Below are 15601 nucleotides of genomic sequence, written 5' to 3' on the forward strand. Positions count from 1 at the left end.
TCAGGGGGTCGGTCGGATGGAAGGCAGCGCACAGGCGAGCATCGCTTACGAAACAGCGGGCGCATACGAAGACACGGAGCTCATCGAGCTGCTCGACACGGTCGCCGCAGCGTTCGAGAGCGGCGTGACGTATCCGGCGATGGCGCAGCTCGTCGAAGGGCTCGCGGCAATCGGCGCGGCGAACCGCGGCAGCGACTGGATAGAGCACGCGAAGAGCGTCGCGCGCCGTCACCCGATATCGAAGTACGTCTTCGACTGTCCCTTCACGCGGCACTCGGCTTCGAAACCGCGCGGCTATCCCGGCGACGCGCAGCTCATCGACTTCATCTATCGCCATCCGGCCACTGCGCCGGCCGAGCAGCAGGCGTCCGACTTCGGCCGCAGCGTGATGCTGCACAACGTCGACAGTCCCGCGCCCGCCGCGGTACGCGCGCGCAGGCATCTCACCGCGACGTACATCGGCGACGTCGTCGCGCAGCGGCCGGGCGCGCGCGTGATGTCGGTCGCGTGCGGTCACGCGCGCGAGCTCGAGCTGCTCGCGCCGAAGGTCGCGCGCGCGATCGGCCGCTTCGTGGCGTACGACCAGGATCCCGCGAGTCTCGCGGTCGCTTCGAGCTACGCCGCGAAAGGCATCCCGATCGAGCCGGTAAAGGGCACGATCCTCGAGCTACTGAAGGAGAAGGATCTCACCGGTTTCGATCTCGTCTTTTCGGCGGGCCTGTACGACTACCTTTCGGACAGGCTCGCCGAGAAGCTGACGGCGAACCTCTTCGGCCGGCTGAATCCCGGCGGCAAGCTCATCGTCGCGAACTTCCTCCCCGACATCCGCGACGCGGGCTACATGGAGATCTTCATGGACTGGCGGCTCATCTACCGCGACGAGCGCCAGATCCGCGCGTTCGCGAGGAAGATCGATCCGATGGATATCGCCGGAGCGCGCTATTTCCCCGAGCCCAATCGCAATGTCGGCTTCCTCGAGCTGACGCGACGCTAGCGTCATTCCCGCGCAGGCGACGTACAACGTCATTCCCGCGCAGCGACCTACAACGTCTTTCCCGCGCGGGCGACCTACAGCGTCATTCCCGCGCAGCGACGTACAACGTCATTCCCGCACAGGCCACGTACGACGTCATTCCCGCGCAGGCGGGAATCCATTTTGACTTTCGACATCGGGCGCGTTCGAACGCACCGCGGCCCCGCTGTTAGAATCCTCCGCACTTGCCGGAGACGAGCGAAGACGAAGCGTTCAGTTGTGCCCGGCGCCACATCGTGGAGATCCCAATGCGCTGGCACAAGCTATGGTGCGCCGGGGCGCTCGCTGCGATCGCGAGCGCGGCTTTCGCGCAGTCGGACGGTTCGTATCCGAATCGGCCGATTCGATTGATCGTCCCCTATCCGCCCGGCGCGAGCACCAACGACATACTCGGCAGAGGACTGGCGCAACGGCTCGGTCCGGTGCTCGGACAGCAGGTCGTCGTGGAAAATCGCGCGGGCGCGAGCGGAACGCTGGGCAGCGAGGTTGCGGCCAAAGCCGCGCCCGATGGTTACACGCTGCTGGTCGCGGTCGCGAGCCCGCTCGCCGTCGGGCCGGCCGTCTATCCCAAGCTCGGCTTCCATCCGGTGCGCGACTTCGCGCCGATCGCCCGGATCGCCACCATCCCGTACATCATGGCAGTCCATCCGTCGCTGCCGGTGAACAACGCTCAGGAGCTGATCGCGCTGGCGAAGCGTCGGCCCGGGCAGATCAATTTCGCTTCATCGGGCAACGGCGGCACGCCGCACCTGTGCAGCGAGCTCTTCAAGTCGGTGACGGGTGTGGACATGACCCACATCCCTTACAAGGGCGCCGGGGTCGCCATGATCGACCTCGTCGGCGGCCAGGTGCAGATGTTCTGCACCGGCGCGACCGCGTTCACCGGCCAGATACAAGCCAGGCGCGTGAAGCCGATCGGCGTCGCCACGCTGCAGCGGCTGCCGCAGTTCCCCGACATCCCGACCTTTCACGAGCAGGGCGTGAAGAACTTCGAAGTGAGCTCCTGGACCGGCGTCGTCGCCCCGGCCAAAACGCCGCCCGAGATCGTCAAAAAGCTCTACGACGCGATCGCCAAGACGATGGCGACGAGCGACATGAAAAGCTTCATGGCGAGCCAGGGCGCCGACGTCGCCCTGCTCGGCCCGCAGGAATTCGGCCGCTACATCGAGCAGGAGATGGTGAAGTGGGGCAAAGTCGCGCGCGCCGCGAAGCTGAGCGCGAGCGATTGATGGTAATCGCGACCTTTGACGTCGAAATGGATTCCCGATAGTCCCGCTGGCGCGTTCGGGAATGACGCAAATTCAAAATGGGTCCTGGCGTACCCCAGGACGACGCCAGCACTAGCGCGCTGGCGTCGGTTGCAGCGGCGGACGCGGATCCGGCGTCTGGCGCGCGACGCAGCTCGCGGTCGAGCCGGGGTGGCCCTGCTCGAGCTGGGCGGCTTCGGCGTAGCACTCCTTGTCGGTGTAGAAGCGGCCGGGGAGCTCGATGCGATGGCCGTTGGCCGCGGTGAGCACGATGAACCACACCGTCATCATCTGCATAGCTCACACCCTCTGGAAGACCAGCAGGCCTTTGGCCGGTATGCGCACTTCGATGCGGCCGCCCGCCGCGGGGATCGCGGCGCCGTAGTTGCCGACGTTGTCGCCGCCGTACAGCGCCGAATCGCTGTTGAACGTCTCGCGCCACGCGCCCGACGGCAGGCGGCTTTCGTCGGTCCGTAGGATATAGCCGTCGCCGTATGGGAAATTCGCGAAGCTCGCGATCACCAGCAGGTCGTTGCCCGCGTGACGCCGCGTGAACGCGATCACACGCCCGTCGTCGTTCGCGTGGATCACGTCCAGCGCGGGCGAGCGCGCCGCGGGATTCGCGAGGCGCAGCCGTATCAGGTCCTGGTAGTAGCGGAACATGCGCGCGCCCGCCCCTGCGCGCTCGCCGAAGAGATCCTCTTTCGCCTCACCGGTGTTGTCGTAGCGATAGAGCTTCTGCGCGACGATCTCCTCGCCCATGAAGAACATCGGCGTCGCGGCGGAGAGTATCGCGAGACCCGCGGCGACCCGGCAGCGCGCCTCGGCATACGTGCGCGTGCTGCCTGCGAGCGGCGCATCGTTCACCGCCACCCGGCTCGTGCGCAGGCTGCCGCCCGCATTGCCCGCCTCGTCGTGCGACTCGTGGTACGCGACGTGGCCGAACTGCGTGCGATGCAAAGCGCCGGCGAACTGCTGCATGCGCAACGGCCCGTCGCCGCCGAATCCCGCGTCGCGCAGCAGTCGTGCCGCGCCGCCCGCCATGTCCGAATCGCCCACGAGCTGATGATAGAAGTCGGCGAGCCACGTCGCGTCGAAGCCGAGGCCGCCGGCGTTCGGCGTGCGCGTCACCGCGTCCCATCCGGTATGGTCCTCGGCGATCAGCATCGCCGAGGGCCGCACGAGCTTGAGCGTACGGCTCCATTCGCGCAGGAACTTCTGTCCGTACAGGTTGGCGCTCGCCACCGGCGCGCCGTTCGCATGCAGCGCGTTGTCGCGGTGGATCGCCTGCGTGAGATCGACGCGCAGCCCGTCGACGTGGAACTCCTCGACGAACTCGACCGCGCTCGAGATGAAGAGCTGCCGCACGTGCTCTTCCCAGAAGCGCGGCGTGTAGCCCGACGAGCCGTTGTCGAGATAGCCGCCGTCCGGCGACGCGTAATCGCCGCTGCGCCGCTCGTACCAGTAGTAGACGTTGTTCTCGGGCAGCGCCGAGTCGTACTGCCACTCCGCGCGGTCGGCGCTGTTGTCGAAGTGGTTGTAGACGACGTCCTGGATCACCGCGATGCCGCGGCGATGGCACTCGCGCACGAAGTGCTTGTACTTGTCGCGGCCGCCCGCGCTCGACTCGACGACGAAGTGGTGCGTATCGCCGTAACCCCACGAGAAGTTCCCCGAGAACTCCGACAGCGGCAGGAGCTCCACCGCGTTGACGCCGAGGTCGACGAGATAGTCGAGTAGAGCCATCGCGTGCGCGAGGGTGCCGGGCCCGCTCTCGGGATAGCCTAGCGCGCCGACGTGCATCTCGTAGATCACGAGGTCCTCGACGCGGCTCGGCACGTGCACGCCGGGCGTGAGCTCGATCGCCCAGAATTCGTCGTCCGCGATCTGTTTCGGGTTGTACGGCGCGGGCTCGAAGGCTTCGCGCACCACATCCTGATCGACGATCACGCTGCAGCTCACGCTGCCGTCGAGCGCTTTGGCGTCGCCGTCCCAGCGCCCGCCGCGCGGGTTTGCGCTGCCGCGTCCGATCTGCCAGCGCGAGAAGACGTCGGTGCGATAGACCGTCGCACCTTCGGCGGTGACGATCCTGAACATGTACGGCGCGCCGACGAGCTCGTCGAACGGGCCGACCGGCGCGCTCTCCCAGATGCCGTCGGTGGTCCTGCGCAGCACGACCTCGGGGGCGCTGGTATCGATGCCGGTGCCGTCGTCGGCGATGTAGCCGTTGTCGATGCAGCCGAAGACCGCATCGACCTGCGTGGCGTGCGGCGCCCACACCGCGAACCTGAGCTCGGCGCCTGCTTCGGCATCATCGAGCGATTGGGGTAACGCGCCGGCGATGCGATACGTCTTCTGCGCGCCGAGCCTGCGGCAGTAGGTGAAGTGATAGCGCGCATCGAGCGCCCGGCCCGCGTCCGGCAGCACCACGTGACGATGCCGGTCCTGGCGGTAAGCATCGTGCACTTCGAGGTTGATGCCCCACGCGTTCGGCGCGCCCGGCGCGTCCAGGCGCACGCCCCAGTCGTGGTGCTCGCCCGCGCGCGAATCTTCGAAGGTCACGATGGCGGTGAACGCCGGGCAGCCGTCGTCGCCGACGATCGCCTGCATCGGCGTCTCGCTCCAGCCGTTCCAGCTCCCGGCGAGGCGCGCGTTGTGAAACAGCGGTCTTTTCACGCCGGTGAGGTACGTGAAGCGGACCGTGATCACGACGCGCGCTGCCCGTCAGCTCTTCGCCGCGCTGCGCCCGGCGATGCGGCCGAAGACCGCGCCCGACATGAGACCGGTGCCGAGCGGATAGTTGTAGTGGAAGAGTCCGCCCACCATCTCGCCCGCGGCATACAGGCCTTTGATCGGCTTCCAGCCGGTCGAGACGACCTGCGCGTTGCGGTCCACCTTCACGCCGCCGAAGGTGAAGGTGATGCCGCCGGTGACGCCCCACGAGTAGTACGGCGGGGTGTCGATCTTCTGCGCCCAGTTGGTCTTCGGCGGCGTGATGCCGTCGGTCCTGAGGTGGTCGAGCACCGCGGGATTGAAAGGCCCGCCGTGCCCGGCGGCCTGGTTGAACTCGGCGAGCGTCTTCATCGCCTGCGCCTGATCGACGTCGAGCTGCTTCACCAGGCCTTCGAGGGTGTCGGACTTGTACGGCTCGCTCGTCTTGTAGCGCGGCTCGAGGAGGTCCATCACCTTGCTGTCGAAGATCTGGAATGCCTTGCCCTTGGGCTGTTTCAGGATCGCCCCGCCGTACTTGGCATAGGTGAAGGCGTTCATGTCCGCGCCTTCGTCCAGCCAGCGCCTGCCTTCGGTGTTGATCATCACGCCGTAGTGATACGAGAGCCGGTTGGTCTTGTCGGTCATCTCGCGCTTGCCGTAATCCGGCGCATCCGTGACGATCGGCGTCGCGTGGCAGCCGCCCCAGTGCCCCCACGGCATCGCGCCGACGTCGAGCGCCATCTGCAGGCCGTCGCCGTAGTTGAAGTTCGATCCGCGCACCTTGGCGTGACCCCATTCCTGGCCGAGATAGCGAGTGCGCCACTCCGGATTGGTCTCGAAGCCGCCGCACGCGAGCACCACCGCTTTGGCGCCCAGCCGGCGCAGGCCGTCGGGGCCGCGCACCACTACGCCCGCGATCGCGCCGGTCTCGCTCTGGATGAGCTCGAGCACGTGCGAGTCGTAGCGGACCTCGATGCCCATCGCTTCGACCGTCCTGAACCATGTCGCCGAGAGTCCGACGCCTTCGTGCACCGTGCGCACGATCGCGCCGCGCGGCCACTTGTAGGTGTTGCCGACCTTGATGCCCATCACCGACTTCGCGAGCTCGAACTCGTGCTTGCCCACGTCCTGCATCCAGCACGTCGTGTCGTACGAGGCGTCGATCAGAAGATCCGCGAGCTCCGGATCGCTGCGCCCTTCGGTGACGCGCATCAGATCTTCGCGGAACGCCTCACGCGGGTACTTCGGCACGCCGGCGTGAAAGCCGGGGTATTCCTCTTCCACCGTCGGCACGAAGCGGTCGAGCTGCTCCACCTTGTCGAACACGAAGCGGAAGATCGCGCCGCTGAAATGAGTGTTGCCGCCCCGCTGTTCTTTCGGCGCTTTCTCGAGCAGCAGCACCTGCTTCGCGCCGTTCTCGCGCGCGGACACGGCGGCGGCACATGCGGCATTGCCGCCGCCGACCACGATCACGTCGTACATGAGCTTTCCTCCTCTGTCTGGACCCCAAACGGTAACATCGAAGCCTCCCCGACGAAACCGGAGCCGTTCATTGGGTCTCACTCACGAACTTTGCCGCATCGTCACCGCGACCACGTACGACACGCTGCCGCCCGAGTGCGTCGCGCGCGTGAAGCAGGCGATCGCCGACGGCGTCGCGGTCGCGCTCGCGGGCGCGCGCGAAGCACCGGTCGCGATCATGACCGAGCATTTCGCAGCGCTCGGCAGCGCGCCACAGGCTTCGATCTGGGGCACGCGAACAAAGGTCTCGGTGACGCAGGCCGCATGCGTCAACGGCATGGCGACGCACGTGCTCGACTTCGAGCCGATGTGGAGCCCGCCGACCCATTCGCTGTCGCCGACGGTGCCGGTGGCTTTCGCGTTGGCGGAATGGCGGGAGCTAAACGGGCGCGAGATCGTCGCGGCGGTTGCGAAAGGGCTCGAGATCCAGGGACGCCTGCAGTACGCCGCCGATCAGTACGCGCCCGAGGCGCTGCGATTCCATCCGCCGGGCGTGGCCGGCGTGCTCGGCTCGGCGGTGGTCGCCGCGCACCTCCTCGATCTCGACGTCGACCGCTTATGTCACGCGCTCGGCATCGCCGCCTCGCGCGCGGGCGCGCTGCTCGCGAACGTGGGCTCGATGACCAAATCCACGCATTGCGGCAACGCCGCCGCGGCGGGGCTCGAAGCGGCGCTGCTCGCGCAGCGCGGCTTCACCGCCAACCCCGACGTCCTCGAAGCGCACAAGGGTCTCGTCGCGACCTTCTTTCCCGAGCGCTTCGATCCGGAGCGCCTGCTCGCCTACGGCAAGCCTTTCCGCGTCGTCGATCCGGGGCTCGCGATCAAGCTCTTTCCGTCGCAGTACGCGACGCATTACGCGATCACCGCCGGATTGGAGGCGCACGACGCCGTCGCGGGCAGAGCGATTCGCGGCGTGCGCATGCGCTCGCCGGTCATGAAGTACATCGACCGGCCCGCGCCCGCGACCGGCCTCGACGGCAAGTTCAGCCTGCAATACGGCGCCGCCGCGGCGCTGCTCGACGGCAGGGTGAGCATCGAAAGCTTCACCGACGCGCGGCGCTTCCGCGACGACATCGCCGGGCTGTTGAAGAAGATCGAGCTCGCGCAGGACGAAAGCATCCCCGGCGATTTTCACTCGATGCGCGTCGAGATCGACGTCGAGCTCGAAGACGGCGGAAAAGTGCAGGCGGTGTGCCGCGGCCCGCGCGGCTCGTGGGGCGTGCCGATGCGGCCCGGCGATCACGAAACCAAGCTTCGCGACTGCCTCGCGCTGGCGATGGACGAAGCGCGCGCGACGCGGCTGCTCGACGACCTGAACCGGCTGGAATCGCTCGACGCCGCGCAAGTGCGCGCGATGCTCGCCCTGCTTACTTGAGCCAGCCTTTCCTGCGGAACCACAGGAACGGCAGGACCACCGACAGCGCCATCAGGGTCAGCGCGAAGGGGTAACCCCAGACCCAGTCGAGCTCCGGGATGTGCCTGAAGTTCATCCCGTAGATGCTCGCGATCAGCGTCGGCGGCAGCATCGCGACCGCGGCGACCGAGAAGATCTTCACCACGTTGTTCTGCGTGATGTTGATGAAGCCCACCGTCGCTTCCAGCAGGAAGTTGATCTTGTCGAACAGGAACGTGGTATAGGCGTCGAGCGAATCGAGGTCGCGGCGGATCTGCCGCGCGGTCTCGAGCTGCTGCTCCGACAGATGCCGTTCGCGCGTGAGAAACGAGATCGCGCGGCGGTTGTCGTTGATGTTGTGCCGCACGTTGCTGTTGAGGTCTTCCTGGTGCGCGAGACGCGCCAGCACCGCGCTGGCGATCTTGTCGCTCACGGTGCGCGTCAGGACGCTGTGCGAAGCGCCCTTGAGCTGGCGATGGATGCCTTCGAGGAGGTCGGCGCAGTATTCGGCGTCGGTCGCGTAGATCTCGAGCATGACGTCCTTGGCATCGGTGCACGGCGCGGGGTTGTTGGCCGCGGACTCGCGCATGATGCGGAAGGTCGGCAGGTCGACGTGGTGAAAGCTGTAGAGGGTTTCGCCGAGGATGACGAGCTGTACCGCGGCGTTCTGCGGATCGTGGTTGCCGGCGTCGGTCAGGAAATCGGCCCTGAGGTGCAGCGCGCCCGACTCGGCGACCTGGAAATAGCGCGCGCTCGATTCCATGTTCTCCGCGGGCTCGAGCCGCCCGAGCTCGAGCCCGGTGGCCGACCGCACCGCCGCGATCTCCTCCTCGGTCGGCTCGCAGATGTCCAGCCATACGAGGCCGCCCGCGCGCAGTGCCGCGATCCCGTCCTCGCGCAGCTCGAGGCGGCCTTCGGTGACGACGAATGCGGACAGCATCGAGTATCCCCTTCGACGAAACGCCGCGAGTAAAGCAACCGAAATGCCGGGGCGTGAAGGCGCCGTGAACACGGGCGCGCCCGGAGCGCCTTGATCTGCATCAAGGGCGCGCCCGCACGTCGGGTTATGCTCGGGTCGCCATGAAAGACCTTCTGTCGCTGACCTTCCTCGGCGCCGCGGGCACGGTGACGGGCTCGCGGTACCTGCTGCGCACGGCGCGGCGAACCGTGCTCGTCGACTGCGGCCTGTTCCAGGGTTACAAGACCCTGCGCCTGCGCAACCGCGCGCCGTTCCCCGTCGCGCCCGCGGCGATCGATCGCGTCGTGCTCACGCACGCGCATCTGGATCACTCGGGCTACCTGCCGCTGCTGGTGAAGACCGGATACACCGGCCGCATCTTCTGCACTCCCGCGACCCGCGATCTGGCCGCGGTCCTGCTTCGCGACAGCGGGCACCTCCAGGAGCGCGAAGCGGACCTTGCCAATCGGCACGGCTATACCCGGCACGCGCCGGCGCTGCCGCTGTACACCGAGGCAGACGCCGAGCGCGCGATCGAGCGCTTCTCGGCCGTCGAGTTCGGTCGTCCGTACCCGATGACCGAGGGTGTGACGGCGACGTTCCGCCGCGCCGGCCACATCCTCGGCGCCGCAACCGTCGAGATCGACGCCGGCGGCACTTCGATCGTCTTCAGCGGCGACCTCGGGCGCGGCGACAGCGCCACGATGCCGCCGCCGGAACCCGTGACGCACGCGGATTACCTGGTCGTCGAATCGACCTACGGCAACCGCCGGCACGACCGGGCCGATCCCCAGGACGCGCTGGCCGCGGTCATCGAGCGCACGGCGGCGCGCGGCGGCACCGTGCTGATCCCCACGTTCGCCGTCGGCCGCGCGCAGGAGTTGCTCTACCATCTCGCCCAGCTGAAGAAGCGCGGGCGCGTTTCCGCTGCGCTGCCGGTCTTTCTCGACAGCCCGATGGCCGTCGACGCGGCGCACATCTTTCGCGCACACCCGAACGATCACCGGCTCACGCCCGACGAATGCCGCGAGACGTGCGGCGTCGCGACTTACGTGCGCGACGTGCGCGAGTCGAAAGCGCTGAACGCGAACGACCGGCCCAAGATCGTCCTCTCCGCCAGCGGCATGGCGACCGGCGGGCGCGTCCTGCATCACCTCGAGACTCTCGCACCCGATGCGCGCAACACCATACTGTTCGCCGGCTTCCAGGCGGGCGGCACGCGCGGCGCCGCGATCGTCGGCGGCGCGCAGGCGGTGAAGATCCACGGACGATACGTGCCGATCCGCGCGGAGGTCGCGAACCTGGAGATGCTGTCGGCACACGCCGACGCCGACGAGATCCTCGCGTGGCTGCGCCGGTTCGAGCGCGCACCGCGCATGACCTTCATCACCCACGGCGAGCCCGCGGCCGCCGACGCCCTGCGCGTGCGCGTGCAGGACGAGCTGAGCTGGCCGTGCACCGTGCCGGATCATCTCCAGCGGTTCGCACTGGAATAAAAAAAGGCGCGCCGATGGCGCGCCGTCTTGGCGCAAGACGCGTCGGATCGGCCCGCGGCGGACGCTACCTGCCGGCGTTTTTCGCCGCGAAGTCCGCCCAGCTCGCCTTCAGATAGTGGCGCTTCGTCACGAACCGGTGCAAAGCCCTCGCTTCCGCGGGATTCTTGAATCCCGCGGTTTCGACGACTTTCTTTCCCGTCGAATCGAGGAACACGAACACGGGCGTGTACGCACGGCTGGTGAGCCGGCGCATGCGGGTGCCCGGCTGGTACGTGTCGGGAGAATCCGCCTCGAACACCACGAAGTCTTTCGAGTAGAGGTTCTTCAGCTCTCCGCCGGAGAGCTCCGCCGTGATACGGCGGCAGGCGCTTCAGTTCTCGCTGGTGAAGAACACCAGGACGTGCTTGCCGCCGCTCTGGCGCGCGAGGGTCTGCGCGTCCGACAGCGACTTCACCGCGAACGGCACGCCCTTCGCTTGTGCAACACCGGCCAACAGACACAACACGAACGCCAACAGGTATCGCTTCATCCGCGTCCTCTCATGGGGTCGACACGCTCATTCTATCGGCTCCTCATTTCAGCGCGAATCGCACCCTCACCGGTTTGCTCCCGGCGAGTCTCACCGTCGCCAGCGCCTGCGTGGCGGTCGCAACGCCCATCGCGCCGCTCGCCACGAGCCGGTTGCCGCCGGCAGGCACGAGCGGCAGCTCGACTTTGCGCGCGCCGCTCACCATCGTGAGCTTGCCGGTCGCCCCTCGCGTCGACACCGGACGGCCATGATCCCGAACGTAGATCACCGCGCTGCCGGATCGGGTGACGAGCTCGTAATGGACATGCCGCGAGACCGCGACGATCCCCCCGTGCTGCGGCCCGGCGGCTTCACGATCGGAACCGATGTCGTGCGCTGCTGCTGCGGCCGCTGCCGCGCCGAGCGCAGCGACGAGAATCCATGGACGAATGTTCATAACGTCTGCCTCGACGACGCGAAAGCATCGCACGTGCCGCGTGCGATACTGCGCCGGTTACATCATCGCTAGTCGTTCATGTCCGAAACCCGTACGCCGACTTCCCGCGCGCTGCAGGACAAGACCTTCCTCCTGCTGCTCGTCGCGGTCACCGCCGCATTCGCATGGATACTCTGGCCGTATTTCGGTGCGATCCTGTGGGCGTGCATCCTGGCGGTGCTCTTCGCCCCGGTGTACCGGCGGCTGTGCGCCCGCATGCACGAGCGCCGCTCGCTCGCCGCGCTGCTGACGCTGCTCGCGGTGCTCGTCATCGTGATCGTGCCCGGCGCGCTGATCGGCGCGATGCTGATGCAGGAGGGCCTGGGCGTGTACGCGCGGCTGCAGTCGGGCGAGATCGATCTCGAGGCGCTGGCGGACCGGGCGTTCGCCGGCCTGCCGGGGTGGCTCACGCCGATGCTCGACGGGTACGGGCTGACCGACCTGTCCGCAGTGCGCGAGAAGTTCTCCGCCGGCATGACCAAGGGTCTTCAGTTCTTCGCATCGCGCGCGCTCAACATCGGGCAGAACACGCTCGAGTTCGTCGTCGGCTTCGGCGTCATGCTCTATCTCCTGTTCTTCCTGTTGCGCGACGGCGCGTTCCTCGCGGCGCGCGCGAAGCGCGCGATTCCGCTGCGCGAGGATCTCCAGCACGATCTGGCGCAAAAGTTCGCGACGGTCATCCGGGCGACGATCAAGGGCAACATCGTGGTGGCGATCGTGCAGGGCGCGCTGGGCGGTTTCGCGTTCTGGTTCCTCGGCGTGACGCCCGCGCTGCTGTGGGCCGTTGTGATGGCGTTCCTGTCGCTGCTGCCGGCGGTCGGCACCGCGCTGGTGTGGGGACCGGTCGCGGTCTATCTGCTCGCCACCGGCGCCACGTGGCAGGGCATCGTGCTCATCGCGTACGGCGTCCTCGTCATCGGTCTCGTCGACAACGTGCTGCGGCCGCTGCTCGTCGGGAAAGACACCAGGATGCCCGATTACGTCGTGCTGCTCTCCACGCTGGGAGGCATGACGGTCTTCGGCTTCAACGGTTTCGTCATCGGCCCGATCGTCGCCGCGATGTTCATCGCGGTTTGGGATACGCTCGCCGGCCGCGACGACGCGGTCGCGCCGGCGCGCTAGAACGGCACGACGGTCGAAAAGATGATGGCGCTGCTCCTGCGCGGCTGGTTGCCGATGGTCATGTGCGCGCCGAGCCGTACGGGAGGAGCGTCGGCGCCGGCGAGGGGCACCGTCAGGGTGAAGATCGGCACGCGCGACTCGATCCCCGCTTCGCCCGCGCTCGCGGCGCCGGCGACGACGGCATACAGGCCGTCGACGACACGCGCCTGCGCAAGCGGCCCGGTCGGCCCCTGGGCGCTCGCCGTGAACGAGCACAGCGCCAGCACACCCGCGCCGAGGCGCAGCGCGAGGCGACGCGCGGTGGGGCGGCGGCGGATCATTGGTTGAAGCTCCGGAGTGGGCGTGTCGTCTCCGGTATATCGACCCTGCCGTGGCGTGCTTGAGGCTGCGGACCGGCCGCCGCGGCCACCGGGATGTGCGGTAACGCCTGAAGCGGGTATTCCGAAGATCGGCCAGGGCGAATCGCTATCGAGACCCCAGCGATACCCGCCGCCGCCGGGGTCGGATCCCTAACGCTTCTCGCCCCATGAGAAGTCGTCGAACGCGGTGACGCTGTCGGCCTTGGTCCAGACGCCGACCGCGCCGGCGCCGGCGATGTGCGTGTCTTTCACGTCGATATAGGTCTTGCCGTCGAGCGCGACGCGGATGGCGGCGCCGGAGAACTCGACGCGCAGCGTGTGCCATACGTTTCCCGGCACCGGCGCGTTGACGTATTTGATCGTGTTGCGCCGCCCGTTGGCGGTGTAGTACAGCGAGACGTTGTTCTCGAGCGCGTTGGCGCGCGCGACATAGTAGTTGTCGCGGTCCTTCCAGCGCCACACCACGCCCCCCGCCTGGTCTTCCCTGCCCGAGATCGGCTTGAACTTCACTTCGACGTAACCGTCCGCGAGCGAGGCGCCTTCCTTCACGCACCACGGGAAGGTCCCCTTGCCGCGCTGCACGAGCGCGTTGGGGGCGCTCGGCGCGCTCGCGTCCGCGGTGACGGCCCAGACGGGCTGGCCTTCGCCGGTCACGCCGGCTTTCCATCCCGGGGGCAAGGCACCTGCGCCGGATTTGTCGAAGCTCTCGGTTTCAGCGAAGGTTTGCATGGCCACCCCCATCAGCAGGACGAATGCGCAAGGTTTCATCGCGCCGCTCCCGGCGAACCGACTGCCTTCAGGTCGATACCGCCGGTGCGCGTCTGGCGTATCGGCGTGACGGCGGCCGTGCCGCCGCGAGCGAGCGTGATCCGTGAAACGGTGTGGCGATCGCGCCCGCCGAGCGCGTAGAGCGTGATGTCGCGCGAACGCGCGCCGCGCGCGACTTCGAGCCCGCACACGCCGGGGATGCGGGTGGCGAGCGGCACATTCTCCGCGCGGAACAGGTCGGTGTCGATGCGCCACAGCAGTCCCGGCGCGGACATTGCCGCGAACATGACGCCGCCCTCGCCGATCGCGAGCGCGGTGAACCCCGCATCGAGCTCGCGATACGCGTCGCGGCTCACGACACGCTCGCGGATCGAGAAATCGGCGGGGGCGATGCGCCAGAGCTTGGGCTGCATGTTGTCCGACACGAACGCCGCGCCGTCCTCGTCGATCGCGAGATCGGGCAGGCACATGTCCTCATGGGTCGAGAACATCCAGTTCGGCAGCTCGACGGTGCGGATACGCCGGTTCGTCACGAGGTCGATGACGTGCACGCGGCCGACGTCGAGCACCCACAGGCGCGCGCGCCGCGCGTCGAGCCGCACGCGCAGCACGCCGTCATCCGGGTCGGCCTGCAGCAGGCGGCGGTCGAGCAGGTGCCGCGGTTCGGGCGCGACAGACTGCGCGTATGCGGCCTCGATCCATGCCGATACGAGCAGCGCGACGACCGAACGCCACGCCAGGGTCGATGAAAAAAAGGAAGAAGGGCTGGATCGCATTTCGCCACCTCGCACGCGGGATCCCGGACGACCGCCGGGGCGCAGCAGACTTGGGCGAAATGCCTTGGGGTAACCGGGCGTCTGCCTGCCCGATTTTTCGTGACATTACTACAGCATTGTGATTACATCAACAACTATTTTTGGAGGACCACGATCCATGGACATGCCGGTCGGCGCCGCCGAGACGTACCGGGCCCTTCTCCTCAGCCTGCCCACGGGTCACTCCACGGTGCGCATGCGCCTGTGGCGCGCCCTCAAGGCGACCGGCTGCGGCGTGCTGCGCGACGGGGTCTACATCCTTCCCGCGGCCGCGCCCCAGACGGCGGAATTCGAAGGCATCGAAGCCGAAGCGCGCAATGCCGGGGGCTTCGCGATGACCGTCGACCTCGTGTTGTCGACGCCGGAACAGCGCGCGCACGCCGACGCCTTGTTCGACCGCAGCGCCGATTACGGAGCACTGGTCGGCGCCATCACGCGCCACAAGGCCAGGCTCGCGACGCTGGGCGAGCGCAAGGCGCAAACCGCGGTGCAGCGCCTGCGCCGCGCCTTCGACGACATCGCGGCCGTCGATTTCCATCCCGGGGAAGCGCGAGCGCAGGCGCGCGAGGCGCTCACCGCCATCGAGCATCAGGCGCGCTACCTCTATGAAGGCGACGAGCCGCACGCATCGGCATCGCGCGTGCGCAAGCTCGAGCCGGCGAAGTATCGCGGCCGCACGTGGGCGACGCGCAAAGCGCCGTGGGTCGATCGCCTCGCGAGCGCCTGGCTCATCCGCCGCTTCATCGACAAGGACGCGAAGCTCGTCTGGATCGAGCGTCCCGCCGACTGCCCGAAGCGCGCCGTCGGCTTCGATTTCGACGGCGCCGAGTTCACGCACGCGGGCAACCGCGTCACTTACGAAGTGCTGCTCGCGAGCTTCGGCCTCGCCGACGACGCGGCGCTCGCGGCGATCGGCGCCGCGGTGCATTTCCTCGACGTGGGCGGCATCGCGGTGCCCGACGCCAAAGGGCTGGAGACGCTGCTCACCGGCCTCAAGACCAGGGCGAAGAGCGACGACGAGATGGCTCGCGAAGCGGGCAAGATCTTCGACCTGCTCTATCGCGCGTACGCCATTGAACCGTCGCAGGCTTAGGAGCACAACGAAAAAGCAAAAACAAAGCTTGAACACGGAGGACACTGAGGGACACGAAGGGCACGGAGGAAAGCCAAGCT

16 protein-coding genes are annotated in these 15601 nt (G+C 67.7%); 6 read left to right on the forward strand and 10 right to left on the reverse strand.

Annotated features, from left to right (window positions below):
• The first annotated feature begins 16 nt into the window (after positions 1 to 16).
• Both VHP37_22080 and VHP37_22085 read left to right on the forward strand, forming a co-directional pair.
• On the forward strand, positions 17 to 994 hold the full coding sequence (locus VHP37_22080) for a class I SAM-dependent methyltransferase (protein HEX2829054.1): 978 nt from the start codon (positions 17 to 19) through the stop codon (positions 992 to 994).
• Between the two features lie 287 nt (positions 995 to 1281).
• A complete protein-coding gene (locus VHP37_22085) occupies positions 1282 to 2262 on the forward strand; it encodes a tripartite tricarboxylate transporter substrate binding protein (GenBank protein HEX2829055.1) in 981 nt (326 codons plus the stop codon).
• Between the two features lie 111 nt (positions 2263 to 2373).
• Here the strand turns inward: VHP37_22085 and VHP37_22090 are convergent, their stop codons facing one another.
• From VHP37_22090 to tcuA, 3 genes are read right to left on the reverse strand one after another with little or no spacing between them, the layout of a single operon-like run.
• A complete protein-coding gene (locus VHP37_22090; GenBank protein ID HEX2829056.1) occupies positions 2374 to 2577 on the reverse strand; it encodes a hypothetical protein in 204 nt (67 codons plus the stop codon).
• A 3-nt stretch (positions 2578 to 2580) separates the two neighbouring features.
• Complete coding sequence (locus VHP37_22095) at positions 2581 to 4989, reverse strand: alpha-amylase family glycosyl hydrolase (GenBank protein ID HEX2829057.1); 2409 nt, start codon at positions 4987 to 4989, stop codon at positions 2581 to 2583.
• Positions 4990 to 5004: 15 nt separating this feature from the next.
• Complete coding sequence (tcuA, locus tag VHP37_22100; GenBank protein HEX2829058.1) at positions 5005 to 6474, reverse strand: FAD-dependent tricarballylate dehydrogenase TcuA; 1470 nt, start codon at positions 6472 to 6474, stop codon at positions 5005 to 5007.
• Positions 6475 to 6544: 70 nt separating this feature from the next.
• Here tcuA and VHP37_22105 point away from each other — a divergent pair, with 70 nt between their 5' ends.
• A complete protein-coding gene (locus VHP37_22105; GenBank protein ID HEX2829059.1) occupies positions 6545 to 7888 on the forward strand; it encodes an MmgE/PrpD family protein in 1344 nt (447 codons plus the stop codon).
• Here the strand turns inward: VHP37_22105 and VHP37_22110 are convergent.
• A complete protein-coding gene (locus VHP37_22110) occupies positions 7881 to 8846 on the reverse strand; it encodes a CorA family divalent cation transporter (protein ID HEX2829060.1) in 966 nt (321 codons plus the stop codon). The two genes, VHP37_22105 and VHP37_22110, sit on opposite strands and share 8 nt — an antisense overlap.
• Before the next feature lie 140 nt (positions 8847 to 8986).
• On the opposite strand from VHP37_22110, the gene VHP37_22115 reads away from it, so the two are divergent.
• On the forward strand, positions 8987 to 10360 hold the full coding sequence (locus VHP37_22115; protein HEX2829061.1) for an MBL fold metallo-hydrolase: 1374 nt from the start codon (positions 8987 to 8989) through the stop codon (positions 10358 to 10360).
• 64 nt (positions 10361 to 10424) lie between these two features.
• Here VHP37_22115 and VHP37_22120 read toward each other — a convergent pair whose 3' ends face one another.
• From VHP37_22120 to VHP37_22130, 3 genes are all read right to left on the reverse strand, one after another.
• Positions 10425 to 10661: a hypothetical protein gene (locus tag VHP37_22120; protein HEX2829062.1), complete on the reverse strand. Its 237-nt coding sequence runs from the start codon at positions 10659 to 10661 to the stop codon at positions 10425 to 10427.
• A 69-nt stretch (positions 10662 to 10730) separates the two neighbouring features.
• Positions 10731 to 10889: a hypothetical protein gene (locus tag VHP37_22125; GenBank protein HEX2829063.1), complete on the reverse strand. Its 159-nt coding sequence runs from the start codon at positions 10887 to 10889 to the stop codon at positions 10731 to 10733.
• Positions 10890 to 10932: 43 nt separating this feature from the next.
• Positions 10933 to 11325 (reverse strand): hypothetical protein, encoded by a 393-nt coding sequence (locus VHP37_22130; GenBank protein HEX2829064.1) that lies wholly within the window; start codon positions 11323 to 11325, stop codon positions 10933 to 10935.
• Between the two features lie 78 nt (positions 11326 to 11403).
• On the opposite strand from VHP37_22130, the gene VHP37_22135 reads away from it, so the two are divergent.
• Entirely contained in the window at positions 11404 to 12486 is a 1083-nt protein-coding gene (locus VHP37_22135; GenBank protein HEX2829065.1) for an AI-2E family transporter, read from the forward strand.
• Here VHP37_22135 and VHP37_22140 read toward each other — a convergent pair.
• From VHP37_22140 to VHP37_22150, 3 genes are all read right to left on the reverse strand, one after another.
• Positions 12483 to 12806, reverse strand: a complete 324-nt coding sequence (locus VHP37_22140; protein ID HEX2829066.1) for a hypothetical protein — start codon at positions 12804 to 12806, stop codon at positions 12483 to 12485. The two genes, VHP37_22135 and VHP37_22140, sit on opposite strands and share 4 nt — an antisense overlap.
• 189 nt (positions 12807 to 12995) lie before the next feature.
• The gene (locus VHP37_22145; GenBank protein ID HEX2829067.1) at positions 12996 to 13613 is read right to left on the reverse strand and encodes a family 16 glycoside hydrolase; all 618 of its coding nucleotides are present in this window, start codon (positions 13611 to 13613) and stop codon (positions 12996 to 12998) included.
• Positions 13610 to 14389, reverse strand: a complete 780-nt coding sequence (locus VHP37_22150; GenBank protein HEX2829068.1) for a hypothetical protein — start codon at positions 14387 to 14389, stop codon at positions 13610 to 13612. Before VHP37_22150 ends, VHP37_22145 begins: the two co-directional genes overlap by 4 nt.
• Positions 14390 to 14546: 157 nt before the next feature.
• On the opposite strand from VHP37_22150, the gene VHP37_22155 reads away from it, so the two are divergent.
• On the forward strand, positions 14547 to 15521 hold the full coding sequence (locus VHP37_22155; GenBank protein HEX2829069.1) for a chromate resistance protein ChrB domain-containing protein: 975 nt from the start codon (positions 14547 to 14549) through the stop codon (positions 15519 to 15521).
• The last annotated feature ends 80 nt before the right edge of the window (positions 15522 to 15601 follow it).

It is taken from the genome of Burkholderiales bacterium (genome assembly GCA_036262035.1).
In the GTDB taxonomy this organism is placed as follows: Bacteria; Pseudomonadota; Gammaproteobacteria; order Burkholderiales; family SG8-41; genus JAQGMV01.